Source organism: Ruminococcus flavefaciens 007c (assembly GCF_000571935.1).
GTDB classification, from domain to species: domain Bacteria; phylum Bacillota; class Clostridia; order Oscillospirales; family Ruminococcaceae; genus Ruminococcus; species Ruminococcus flavefaciens_F.
On the sequence record NZ_ATAX01000003.1, the window covers coordinates 105207 to 118115 of the forward strand.

14 protein-coding genes are annotated in these 12909 nt (G+C 48.9%); 13 read left to right on the top strand and 1 reads right to left on the bottom strand.

What is annotated here, in order from left to right; all coding sequences use genetic code 11:
- Positions 1-17: 17 nt before the first annotated feature.
- Positions 18-554, top strand: coding sequence for an NUDIX domain-containing protein (locus tag RF007C_RS00425; RefSeq protein WP_019678287.1), 537 nt, complete (start codon positions 18-20; stop codon positions 552-554).
- Between the two features lie 45 nt (positions 555-599).
- Here the strand turns inward: RF007C_RS00425 and spoVG are convergent, their stop codons facing one another.
- Positions 600-911 (bottom strand): septation regulator SpoVG, encoded by a 312-nt coding sequence (gene spoVG, locus RF007C_RS00430; protein WP_019678286.1) that lies wholly within the window; start codon positions 909-911, stop codon positions 600-602.
- Positions 912-1186: 275 nt separating this feature from the next.
- Here spoVG and murC point away from each other — a divergent pair, with 275 nt between their 5' ends.
- The 12 genes from murC to RF007C_RS00490 all read left to right on the top strand — a co-directional run bounded on the left by murC (position 1187) and on the right by RF007C_RS00490 (position 12728).
- The gene (gene murC / locus RF007C_RS00435; protein WP_037296399.1) at positions 1187-2602 is read left to right on the top strand and encodes a UDP-N-acetylmuramate--L-alanine ligase; all 1416 of its coding nucleotides are present in this window, start codon (positions 1187-1189) and stop codon (positions 2600-2602) included.
- Between the two features lie 3 nt (positions 2603-2605).
- Complete coding sequence (gene lexA, locus RF007C_RS00440) at positions 2606-3187, top strand: transcriptional repressor LexA (protein WP_019678284.1); 582 nt, start codon at positions 2606-2608, stop codon at positions 3185-3187.
- 41 nt (positions 3188-3228) lie between these two features.
- The gene (locus tag RF007C_RS00445) at positions 3229-3582 is read left to right on the top strand and encodes a TIGR04076 family protein (protein WP_037296400.1); all 354 of its coding nucleotides are present in this window, start codon (positions 3229-3231) and stop codon (positions 3580-3582) included.
- 43 nt (positions 3583-3625) lie between these two features.
- A complete protein-coding gene (locus RF007C_RS00450) occupies positions 3626-4534 on the top strand; it encodes a hypothetical protein (RefSeq protein WP_037296401.1) in 909 nt (302 codons plus the stop codon).
- A gap of 117 nt (positions 4535-4651) precedes the next feature.
- Positions 4652-5014 (top strand): cell division protein ZapA, encoded by a 363-nt coding sequence (locus RF007C_RS00455; protein ID WP_019678281.1) that lies wholly within the window; start codon positions 4652-4654, stop codon positions 5012-5014.
- The gene (locus RF007C_RS00460) at positions 5014-7044 is read left to right on the top strand and encodes a U32 family peptidase (protein WP_037296402.1); all 2031 of its coding nucleotides are present in this window, start codon (positions 5014-5016) and stop codon (positions 7042-7044) included. The genes RF007C_RS00455 and RF007C_RS00460 overlap by 1 nt, the downstream gene beginning before the upstream one ends.
- Before the next feature lies 1 nt (position 7045).
- Positions 7046-7486 (top strand): dUTP diphosphatase, encoded by a 441-nt coding sequence (gene dut / locus RF007C_RS00465; RefSeq protein ID WP_019678279.1) that lies wholly within the window; start codon positions 7046-7048, stop codon positions 7484-7486.
- Between the two features lie 32 nt (positions 7487-7518).
- The gene (locus RF007C_RS00470) at positions 7519-7782 is read left to right on the top strand and encodes a DUF4321 domain-containing protein (protein ID WP_037296403.1); all 264 of its coding nucleotides are present in this window, start codon (positions 7519-7521) and stop codon (positions 7780-7782) included.
- A gap of 176 nt (positions 7783-7958) precedes the next feature.
- The gene (locus RF007C_RS00475) at positions 7959-8975 is read left to right on the top strand and encodes a rod shape-determining protein (RefSeq protein ID WP_019678277.1); all 1017 of its coding nucleotides are present in this window, start codon (positions 7959-7961) and stop codon (positions 8973-8975) included.
- Between the two features lie 11 nt (positions 8976-8986).
- Positions 8987-9856: a rod shape-determining protein MreC gene (mreC, locus tag RF007C_RS00480; protein WP_019678276.1), complete on the top strand. Its 870-nt coding sequence runs from the start codon at positions 8987-8989 to the stop codon at positions 9854-9856.
- On the top strand, positions 9843-10424 hold the full coding sequence (gene mreD, locus RF007C_RS00485) for a rod shape-determining protein MreD (protein WP_037296404.1): 582 nt from the start codon (positions 9843-9845) through the stop codon (positions 10422-10424). Before mreC ends, mreD begins: the two co-directional genes overlap by 14 nt.
- Before the next feature lie 51 nt (positions 10425-10475).
- Complete coding sequence (locus RF007C_RS00490; RefSeq protein ID WP_037296405.1) at positions 10476-12728, top strand: penicillin-binding transpeptidase domain-containing protein; 2253 nt, start codon at positions 10476-10478, stop codon at positions 12726-12728.
- Positions 12729-12909: the final 181 nt, after the last annotated feature.

Consider the following 12909-nt stretch of genomic DNA (forward strand, 5'->3'; position numbering starts at 1 on the left):
TCAACGGAGGCATTATCATGCACTTACAGGAAAAAACCATAACCAGCGACCTGAGATACGAAGGTCCTATCTTTACTATCACCCATGATACCGCAGAGCTGGAAAACGGAAAGACGGCAGTCCGCGACGTTCTCCATCATCACGGCGGAGTTTGTGTGATACCGATAACGGAGAATAACGAGATCTTCCTTGTGAAGCAGTTCCGCTATCCTTTTGCTTCGGTAACACGGGAGGTACCCGCAGGAAAACTTGAAAAGGGCGAAGACCACGCAGAATGCGGCCGCCGCGAGCTTCTCGAGGAAACAGGATACAGCTGTTCCGAATACATTTATCTGGGTGAGATGCTCCCCACTCCCGCGTATAATACCGAGGTAACATATATGTACCTTGCAAAGGGACTGACATTCAGCAGCCAGAGCCTTGATCCCGACGAATTTCTCGATGTTGAGCGCATCCCCCTTTCAGAAGCGGTGAAGCAGGTCATGGACGGCACTATCCGCGACGGAAAAACTCAGGTAACTATACTGAAGGCCGCAAGGCTTCTGGGGATATAACAAAAAAGACCTGCCAAACGGCAGGCCCTTATGTAAGATCGCTGATCAAAGCTCGTCAGCAACCTTGCTGTCAGCTTCTTCCTTTTCTTCTGTCTCCATTATAGCGATCTGTCTCTCATAGGCTTCGAGGATATTCTCCTCAAATAGCTTTCTTGCTGCGGCAGAGATAGGGTGAACAATGTCACGGAAGACTCCGTTTTCGTCCTTGCGGCTTGGCATAGCAACGAAAAGTCTTTCATCGCCCTGTACGACCTTTATGTCATGTACGGCAAACATATCGTCGATAGTTACTGAAACTACCGCTCTGAGGCGACCGTCAGACATGACCTTTCTGATCTTTACGTCTGTAATTTCCATAATATTTCCTCCTTAATACGAGTGTGTCTCATATGGTATCCGCACTGAAAAGGTTATTTCTTTTTTCAATAAATTTCAGCAGCAAGTAAACCTGTAAACTATTATAAACTATATTTTGTAAAAATGCAAGCTATTTTTACAAGTTTTAGAGAAAATAATATAACAATTTGGCCTGTACGCAGAGAATTTCGCTTAATTCAGTAGTTTTCTCAAAAAAGCAATTACAGATCAGGACTGTTTTCTCTTATATTTTTATCTCAGGAAAGGTGATCATTTTGGATATTAATATCTTAAACGGAAAAAAACACATTCACTTCATTGGCATCGGCGGCTCGGGTATGTACCCCCTTGCACAGATACTCCACTCCCAGGGATACTATCTGACAGGCTCGGACAACAATGAGACCGAGACTCTTGACGCCGTAAGGAAAATGGGCATCCCCGTATACATCGGACAGAGAGCCGAAAATATCGAAGGTGCCGACCTCATTGTGCATACTGCCGCTATCATGGCTGACAACCCCGAACTCATGGCCGCAAGAGCCAGCGGAGTGCCCGTGCTGGAACGCGCTGACCTCCTCGGTATAGTTACCAGCTGGTACGGCAACGCAATCTGCGTTTCAGGTACTCACGGCAAGACCTCGACTACCTCAATGATCACACAGATACTCTTTACCGCAGGCGTTGACCTGTCCGCTTATATCGGCGGAAAACTCCCCTGCATAGGCGGAAGCGGTGTTGCCGGTAAGAGTGACATCATGGTATGCGAGTCCTGCGAGTTTGAAGATCACTTTCTCAAATTCTTCCCGGATATATCCGTTATACTCAACATCGACGCCGATCACCTTGACTACTTCGGCACACTGGAGAATATCATCAAGTCATTCCATAAATTCAACGAGAACACCTCAAAGTGCATAATCGTAAACGGCTCTGACGCAAACTCCATGAAGTCGCTTGAGGGCATCACAGGCAAGGAGATCATCACCTTCGGCAGGGACAGCTCCTGCGACTACTATCCTGAGAATGTAAAGCATGAAAACGGTCTCCTCACCACATATGACGCAATGTACAAGGGCAAAAAGCTTGGAACAGTAACTCTCCACGTTGCAGGCATACACAACGTCCTCAATTCCCTTGCAGCCGTTGCAGCCGCCCGCTATGTGGGCGTTGACTTCAAATTCATACAGAAAGGCCTTGAGGACTTCCGCGGAGCTAAGCGCCGTTTTGAAAAGCTTGGCTTTGAGAAAGGCATAACCGTTGTCGATGACTACGCTCACCACCCCACAGAGCTGGAAGCTACCCTCAATGCCGCTATGGAAATGGACTTCAGACAGGTATGGGCTGTGTTCCAGCCATTCACCTTCTCGCGTACCAAGCTTCTCCTTGACGACTTTGCAAGAGTGCTCCAGATACCCGACCACGCTGTTCTCACAGATATTATGGGAAGCCGCGAGAAGAACACCTATGGCATCTTCACACGTCATCTTGCAGAAAAGATACCTGACTGTATATGGTTCCCTCAGGACGAGTCCGCAGAATGGACTGACGAGCGCAAATATGCTAACTTTGAGCAGATATGCGACTATATCTGCGAACACGCGCAGGAGGGCGATCTTGTTATAACCCTCGGCTGCGGCGACGCATACAAGATAGCAAAAATGATACTGAAAAAGCTTTCGGAGGAATGATTTATGCTGAAGGATAAGGAAATAGCTGTTTTCAACTATATAAAATCCCGTCTTAGCGACGGTCTGTCCCCTTCCGTAAGAGAAATAATGGACGCAATGGGCTTCAAGTCCACGTCCACAGCCCATCGCTACATAGAGACTCTCGTCCGCGAGGGACTTATTGAAAAAACAGGCAACCTGAACCGCACTCTTCGTCTGCCCAACAGCGGCACCACTTCCGTGCCTGTTATGGGTACAGTTACCGCAGGCCAGCCTATCACAGCCGTTGAGGACATCACAGGCTACATCGGCTTTGAAGCCCCGGGAGTGGATCCGCAGGAGCTCTTTGCCCTGAAGATACGCGGCGAGAGCATGATAAACGCAGGTATCCTGGACGGCGACATAGTTATCGTAAAAAGGGTAAGCTATGCCGAGAACGGCGATATAGTAGTCGCCTTCATCGACCGCGAGGAAGCCACAGTAAAGACCTTCTACAAGGAGCGCGGCCATTACCGCCTCCAGCCCGAAAACGACACAATGGAACCCATTATCGTTGACGAGGTGGAAGTCCTCGGCAAGGTCATCGGTCTCAAGCGCTACTACTGAGCCGCTGCCATGCGAAACATACCGTACAGAGGTACATCAATATGAAAAAATGGTATAACGAGGAATACGAATTTGTCATAGAGGTCATCGGATATCTTCGCGGAGATCATACGGAGAATTACTGCCGCAACGGAGAAGAGATCGGCGACAGATATACCTGCACCTACGGCTGCCCGGTAAATCAGGAGGGCTGCGGGATATGCTCCAAGACTATGATGATGCTTTATCCTCTGATGGAGGCAGTCAGAAGCGGCGGCGATCTTGAAAACCTCGGCGGAGACGGAAAATACAGCAAGACAATAGTCTGCCCTGATGGCTGCGTGATATTCAGACTTACAGCCGCTCCTCTCGGAAATGAGAATTTCCATAAAGGCAGCTTCTGGAAAGAGCCGTAAACTGCCTTCTGAATTCCCCTAACAAGATACTGTGGAGACAGATATGAAGAAATCAAGATACTTTTTCTGCATATTCCCCCTGCTGGCGATCATACTTCTATGCAGCTGCCATGCGCAGTACATACTGACAGTCACGGTAAATACCGCAGATATGTCCGATAAGCTGGTAGATATGCTCATACCCATGGATAAGGACGATCCCTGCTATGACCGTATCGTATATTCTTCAAGGTATTTCCCGGATAAAGATACAGAAAGCATAAGGCAGACAGAGATCGCTCAGTACAGCAAAGACGGATACAGAAGTATGCTCGTTCATTACGGCCTGTCATATTACGAAATAACGCAGAACGCTAACAGCAGCGATGTGAAATTCTATCTGAACGGCAAGCGTGAATACAGAGAGCTGTGCGATAAGTACAAGAGCTTCAAGATTGCCGTTACAGATAAAGAAGGCAGGATAATATGTGTATCCGACGAATATAAGCTGAGTCCCAAAATGAGAGTCTATGCGGAAGAGATAAACTACGACATTGATAACAATATCGTTTCCGCGGAATACACCTACAACAGGTCTGTAATTATGTGGGCCACTGAGGAGTTCTCATCACTGGCCATGCTTCCTATGGCTGTTTTTTCGCCTGTATTCTTTTTTGTATTCCTGTTTTTAAGGCTCACCCGCCGCAAGGACTTCCCCGATCCCCTTCACAGTATCATTTTTGCGATGTTCACCATCCCGGTAATACTGTATTTGTGGACGCGGCTGGATTACGCATTCAGAACAGGCGCTCCCCTGACGGAGGTGTGGAACGATCTATGCTGCGAACATAACGGGAACCAGTTCACAGCTGTACTTTTTCTGCTGCCTATTGTTATTTTTACAGCAGTTCTCGTATGGTCGCTGATACATACCTTCCGCAGTGACGGCAGCCGCAATTCGACGGATCAGTAGAAATGAACCCTCATGGGAACACTAAAATAAAATTTTTTTAAAAAGCTCTTCCATTTTCACAAAAAATAGTGTATAATGTAGAGTGGTTAAAAATACGCCACGGAAAGGACGATACAAATGCTTAATGAAGTAAAGGTCATCATCTGCGGTAAGGAATACAAGATAAAGACCGCTGAAGCTCCGAATTATGTTTATGCCCTTGCAAGAGCACTTGAAACCAAGATAAATGAGATCACCGCAGCAAGCGGTTCTTCCCCCTATGCCGCTTCCATAATGGTAGCCATGGCTCTTCTGGACGACCTCAACAAGGCTAATCAGCGCCTTGACAATATCCGCGACCAGACCAAGGAGTACGTTGATGAGGCAGGCAGGACACGCATAGAGCGCGACGCCGCACAGAAGGAGATAGAGGTTCTCAAGTCCAAGATAATCCAACTTGAGAATATGGTCAAGCTCAAGCAGCTCAGCGACAGTATTTAATGAAACAAACGGAGATACTCGCTCCCGCAGGCAGCATGGAGACTCTCCGTGCCGCTCTCAGATCAGGTGCGCAGGCTGTATATATAGGAGGAAAGCGCTTTTCCGCAAGAAGCAGTGCGGCTAATTTCTCCGCCGGAGAGATCGCCGAGGCTGCCCGCCTCTGCCATAAATACGGTGCAAAGCTTGATCTTGCGGTAAATACCATTATTTCCGACAGTGAGGCTGCCGACTTCTGCGAATACATCAAGGCTGCCGCAGTATGCGGTGTGGACGCCTTTATCGTGCAGGACTGGGGCTGCGCAGAGCTGATACGCCGTTGCGTCCCCGACGCCGTTCTTCACGGCTCTACTCAGATGTCGGTGCATACCGCCGCAGGAGCTTCCCTTCTTCGGGAACTGGGCTACGCAAGAGTAGTCCCTGCAAGAGAACTGAGCAAAAAGACTATTTCCCGTATATGCGATACGGGTATAGAAACAGAGATATTCGTACACGGCGCACTGTGTATGTCGGTATCGGGACAGTGCTATATGTCTGCAATTATAGGTTCGCGCTCCGCCAACCGCGGCTGCTGTGGACAGGCCTGCAGGCTCCCCTTCTCCGCTGTGGGGAATAAGGAAAAGGCCGCACTGTCGCTGAAAGACCTGTCTCTGCTTCCAAGAGCACAAGAGCTTGCCGATATGGGAGTTGACTCCTTCAAGATAGAGGGACGCATGAAGCGCCCCGAATATGTCGCTTCCGCTGTATATGAGCTGAAGGCTTCTCTTGAAGGCGAAACACCCGATATGGCCATGCTCCGCGGAGTGTTCTCCAGAGGAGGCTTCACGGACGGCTATTTCACAGATAAAAGGCAGGATATGTTCGGAGTCAGAGAAAAGGACGACGTTATCTCTGCCCATGAACTGATACCAAAGATACACGAGCTTTACCGCTTTGAGCGCAAGGCTTACACCGCCGACTTCCATGCTGTCATAAAAGCAGGACAGCCTGTTGTGATAAAGGCGGTATGCGGTGATATATCTGCATCTGCTCAGGGCGAAATCCCCGAAAAGGCGCTGAACCGCCCGACAGATACGGAATCTCTTACAAAACAGCTCTCAAAACTGGGAGATACGGTATTCAGCTTCGGACAGCTCACAGCAGATATGGACGAGGGACTTATAGTCCCCGCAGGCAAGCTCAATGAGCTTCGCAGGCAGGTCACCGAAAAGCTCACTCAGCTCATAACGGAAAGAAATACTCCCGTATATACCGTTACGAACTATGTCCCCGATGCAAATACCCGTGTTTCGGATAAATGCGCAGACAAGCTGCCTTTACGGACATTCTGTCGCAGCAGACAACAGGCAGAAGCCGCAGCGGAGCTCTCGCAGTACATCATCATCCCCGAAGAGCTCATTGACGAGGAACTTCTCGGTGCCGTGGACAGGGAAAAGATAATCGCTTCTCCCCCACGTTTCATCACTGATGAAGACGCTCTTGAAAAAAGGCTGGCAGAGCTTAAAGGTATGGGCATAAACAGGCTTTACTGCCATACTCCCGACTGCATAGCCATGGGCAGGAAGCTCGGCATGAAGCTTCACGGAAGCTTTACGCTGAATGTGTACAACTCCTTCAGCGCGGACTACCTCCACGATCTCGGTCTTGAGGACTGCATCTTCTCTGTGGAGGCAACTGCCGAACAGCTGTCACGTATTGATACTTCGCTTCCTCTGGGAGCTGCGGTATACGGAAGACTTCCCCTTATGCTCACAAGGAACTGTCCCATAAAGAACGAAGCAGGCTGCGGGAAATGCACCAAAAAACTCACAGACCGCACCGGCAGAGAACTTCCTGTAGTATGTTCAAAAGACTACGCAGAGATACTCAATCCCGACAGACTGTTCATGCTGGACAGGCTTGGCGAGCTTGGTGTCCCTTCCTTCGGTGCAGTATACCTTTCCGATGAGGACGCAGACGCTGTAAGAGCTGCACTTTCGGGACAGAAGCCCGCAGGAAATATCACAAGGGGACTTTATTACAGAGGTATATGATATGAAACTCACTTTCAAAAAGCTGGATCCCAGAGCTGTGATCCCCTCCCGTGCCACCTCGGGCAGCGCAGGACTTGACCTTTGTGCCTGTCTTGACGCTCCTGTAACTCTGGCTCCGGGAGAAATAAAGATGATACCTATCGGTATAACGGCTCAGCCTGATTCCGATGATATAGCGCTTCTCATCTATCCCCGCTCGGGACTCTCCTCAAAATTCGGAGTATCCCTTGCAAACTGCGTGGGCGTAGTTGACAGCGATTACCGCGGTGCCTGGTTCGTTCCGCTGATAAACCACGGAAAGAACGACTTTACCGTAGAACACGGTATGCGCATCGCTCAGATGATCCCCACACGTATATTGATGCCAGAGATAGAAGTCAGCGACGAGCTCTCCGATACACAGAGAGGCGAAGGCGGCTTCGGCTCGTCAGGCATACGATAAATTGTATTATAACAAAAGATAGGAGATTTACTATGAAAAAGACACTCTATTTTCTGCTTCTTCTGATATGTGCCGTTGTAATGGGCGGGATACTCGGTCAGGTAGATTCGGGCGTTTTCAGCTGGCTCGGCTACTCTGTAAAAATGAGATTTGAACCCGGTACCTTCATAGATACCGACTTTCTCTCGCTTACCTTCGGTATATCAATGAAAATATGCGTTGCACAGGTCATCTGCATAATCATTGCAATCTACGCATATATCAAGACCGTTCCGAAGGTCTGCCCCGATAAATAAGAGGGAATAGTCCTTTTCGACAGTTTTTTACCGCCTCGGAACCTTTATGTTTCTGTATTACACTAAAAATCTACGGGAAAGGAAATTTCTCGCTGAATTGCCTTGTACATATCTCCCGTTGGTGGTATAATATAATGTGATTAATAAAGATCAAAGCATATTTAAGGAGCTTCAAAATGTTTACAAAAGATATTGGCATTGACCTGGGAACTGCTAATACCCTCGTATATATGAGGGGAAAGGGTATAATAATAAGAGAGCCCTCGGTAGTTGCCGTGAATACCAGAACGGATAAATGCCGCTATGTCGGCAAGGAAGCCAAGGATGTCATAGGAAGGACTCCTGGCTCTATCGTTGCCGTAAGACCTCTGAAGGACGGCGTTATCGCTGACTTCGACATTGCGACCACAATGCTTCAGGAGTTCATCAGAAAAGCCCTGAAGGGTACCTTTTTCACCAAGGCCAACGTAATAATCTGCATCCCCTCGGGCGTTACTGCCGTTGAAAGACGTGCAGTCCGCGAATCCTGCAAAAAGGCAGGCGCAAACAACGTGCTCATCATCGAGGAGCCTATGGCTGCCGCTATCGGCGCAGGCCTTCCCACTAACGAGCCCGCCGGAAGCATGATAGTTGACATCGGCGGCGGTACCAGCGAGGTGGCCGTCATATCAATGGGCGGCATCGTTGCTTCGCGCTCGGTAAGATGTGCAGGCGACGAATTTGACGCGGCTATCATAAACTATATCAAGAAAAAGTACAACCTCCTCATCGGCGAACGTACCGCCGAGAATATCAAGCTGGACATCGGCTCTGCCTTCCCCAGCGAAAAGGAGGAATCCCAGGAGATCAAGGGAAGGAACCTTCTCAACGGTCTCCCAGAGAATATAACTGTTACCTCCGCCGAGATACGCGATGCTCTCGTCGAGCCCCTTTCAAGAGTTATCGACGCCATCAAGTCAACTCTTGAGGAGACTCCTCCCGAGCTTTCCGCAGACATCATCGACCACGGCATCACTCTTGCAGGCGGCGGCGCTCTGCTCAGAGGCCTGGATAAGCTCATCAACCGCGAAACGGGTATGCCCGTTTATATCGCCGAGTACCCTCTCGATTGCGTTGCCGAGGGCACAGGCAAGATACTTGAAAATATCAGCGATTATCAGGACGCTCTCACCGAAAACGTCAAGTACTATTAAGGAGGAGCTCCATGCGTGATTTCATAAAAAGCACCAGATTTAAAATTCTGCTTGCTTTTCTCGCCTTCCTTGTGGGAATAATGATCTATTCCGTCACAAAAGGCGGTTATTCCGTTTCGGGAGCTTCGTTTATCAACACCGTGACCAAACCCTTCCGTGCCGCTTCAAACAGGATAAGCATGAGTATGGAAGGCACCGTTGACAAGCTCTCCAACGCTGATAAATACTACGAGGAGAACGAACGCCTCAAAAAGCAGATCGGCGAGCTCAATGCCCAGCTTACGGAATATGACGCCATGAAGGCTGAGGTTGAGGAGCTCAGAAAATTCGTTTCCATCAAGGAAGAACATGAGGATTATATGCTCTCACAGCCCTGCGGCGTTCTGGGATATGTCACCAACGATCCCTTCAAGTCCTTTACTATCGACAAGGGCTCTGCCGACGGCATACTGGTCAACTGCCCTGTTGTCACCGCTGAGGGACTTGTAGGCATAACCGTTGAGGTCTCGGAGCACGTTTCCACCGTAAGGACCATTCTCTCCCCCGATCTCTCCGTAGCCGCTGTTGCTTCATCTTCAAATGCGGATCAGGGTATAATCGAGGGAAGCATAACCGCTTCGGAAAACAGCAGGACAAGACTTATCCACGTTCCGAAGAAGAATAAGCTCAAGCGCGGCGATCTTATGATAACCGCAGGTTCAAGCGGTCTCTTCCCGAAGGATTACCCCATAGGTACCATCCTCGATATCGGATTTGATTCAAACGGACTCTCCGTTTGTGCAGATATTCAGCCCTGTGTGGACGTTACTCGTCTTACCTCTGTTATCGTTATCACCGATTTCAGCGGCAAGAAGGAGGAAGAAAAAGATGAGGAGGATTAAAACTACCCGTGAGCACCGCATCTTCCGCTTCAAAACGGCTCTGCGGTGGATATGCTATTATCTGCTAATCTTCATCAGCTTTATTTTCATGACCGCAGGTACTCTTTACAAGCCTGTGATCCTCGTCCCTCTGGCTCTCGGCATAGCCATTAACAACAATATCTACGGCTCGGCTGTTACGGGAGCGGTCTGCGGCTTTCTCACCGATATATGCTGCGGAAAACTCTTCGGCTATAATGCCGTGATACTTACCTTCTTCTGCATAGCTGTAAATATCGTATTTGAACTGTATCTCAGAAACAGGTTCATAAACTATATGATAATAACAGTCATAGCTTCGTTCATACAGTGCTGGCTGGACTACAAGTTCTACTACCAGATATGGGGCTATGAGGATGTTGGAAGGATCTTCAGGAAAGTCTCACTGAAGGTGTGGATATACACGGTCATATCCTCGGTATTCGTGTACCTCCTGCTGAAGCTGGTCAACAGGCTGCTCATGCCGCGTGAACACCTTACCATAGAAGAGGCTATAAACACCAATATACAAACAGAAAACAGAAGATAATCCCCAAGACCGCACTGACCGTGCGGTCATAATCATAAAGGAGGCACACTTTTGAAAGGATTTGCGGAAAATCTCAAATCTATCATCATTATCCTGCTTGTTGTGCTGCTGGCTCTGCTCAGCTCGCTACGTCTGATGCGTATACAGGTCGTAGGCGATAAGACCATCGAAGCTCCTCAGGTATATGAGCCGGGTACTCTGACCTATACCAAGGGCATCAAGGCCACCAGAGGCGAGATACTCGATTTCAACGGCAATACCATCGTAACCAACGACGCCCGCACCGATCTGGTGCTTCAGATGGCGTTCTTCCCAACCGATCTTCAGGAGGGCAACAAGGCACTGCTCGGTATATACCGCGCTCTTGAGGAAAGAGGATACAAATTCAAGGAAAGTATCCCCATCTCATTCAGCAAGCCCTATATTTTCAAATCAAAAGACACTGAGGAGCTCATATCAGACCTTAACCTCAATGTTTATGCTACTGCCGAAAACTGTATCGACAAGCTCATATCCGATTACGAGATTGACGATAAGTATACCGACGAGGAAAAACGTATCATTGCAGGTATGCGCTATCAGATGATCGACAAGGACTTCTCATACAGCAACGATCTCCTCCTTGCAGAGGGTGTTGACGAGCAGACTGTCATAGATCTGAAGGAAATGGGCAACTTTTACCGCGGTATCGAGGCTGTTGATGCCTCAGACCGAAAGATCGTCCGCGGCGATATCCTCCCCCATGAGATAGGAACTGTCGGTCCTATCTACGCTGAGGAATACGATGAACTCAAGAACAAGGGCTATAGCTATAACGACGTCCTCGGTAAAAGCGGCATCGAAGCTGCCATGGAAACTCCCCTGAGAGGCATTAACGGCGAGGAACAGATAGCTGTCAAGGACGGCAAGGTCCGCGACATAAAGACTATTACCGAAGCAACCTCGGGTGAGACCGTAAAGCTCACCGTTGACGGCGTATACCAGCTGAAATTGCAGAATATCCTTGATAATTTCCTGAACAATACCTTCCCTTCCATCAATCCCAAGCCCTGGCTGCTCAAGGGCAACTGCGGCGCTATCTGCGTTCTGGACGCAAGAACAGGCGCTGTAAAGGGTATGGCTACTGCTCCCACATATAATCTCAAGGACTATTCCGAGAATTATGACTACTTCCTTCAGGCAAAGGATTCGCCCCTTGTAAACCGATGCAGCTACGGTCTTTACCGTCCCGGCTCCACATTCAAGACCGTAACAGCTACGGCTGCTCTCAATGAAAAGGTCGTTACAGGCGGTACTCCTCTGGTATGTACCATGGGATATGACTTCTACGGAACACACTACTCCTGTACAGGTCTCCACGGAAATATAACTATGCGCCACGCTATCGAGGTATCCTGCAACAGCTATTTCTATGAAGTCTCGAAAAGGCTTGGCATTGATAATATCACAAAGTACGCAAAGCTCTACGGTCTTGGCTCCGCTACGGGTATCGAAACAGGAGATGCCCCGGGTTATCTCTGTAACCCCGAGACCTTCGCAGAACACGGCCAGCCCTGGTACGTAGGTTACGTTATCCAGGCAGGTATCGGTAACCAGGACTGTGGTATGACGCCCCTTCAGATGGCTGTTGTCGCAAGTACCATAGGTAACCGCGGTATCAGATACCAGCCCTATCTGGTGGACAGCTATTACAGCTACGGTTCGGGAAGCCTCATAAAGAAGACCGAACCCACTATCGCAAACAAGATAGAGCTTACCACTCCCGACCTCTATGATTATATCGTCGGCGGTATGATCGATGCCTCACATAATATGCCCGCAAAATACTCCCTCAGCGACCTTGGCTTCGATGTTGCCATAAAGACAGGTACTCCTCAGACAGGCCGTAGCCTTGACGAGCAGAACTCCTTCTTCATCGGGTTTGCTCCCGCAAATAATCCTGAGATTGCCTTCGCAGGTGTTGTGGAGAGCGGTGAGTACTCAAAGTACATGATCCGCGATCTTATCCTGGCATATCAGGAATGCTACGGACTTAACGGCGTCAAGCCCACAAAGCAGAAGCTTCCCGAGGAAGTACGTCCTGTTCTCACAACTACTACAGCAACCACGACAACTACTACAATATCTACAACAACAACTACCACAGCTTATATCGAAGAGAGCTCAGAACCCTATTCAGAGCCCGCTTCGGAAGCTCCCTTAGAGCCCTGGACAGAATATCCTGCTTCAGTGCCCACAGAGACCACTCCCCCTTACGATCCGAACGGCTACAACGCCGAGGCTTCTCAGGAGCCTGATCAGTAATAGCTCACCAAGCCGCAGCCTTTCCTGTATACGAAAGACGCTGCGGCTTTCTGCGCCTTCTGTAAATGGGATAAAAACAGCACTTTTTCAACGGAAAACCATTGAATTTCAGAAAAGCACATCTCGGTTTCTCTCTTATGCACAAATAATTCCCCAAGTTCTTGTGCAGTTATTACAATGT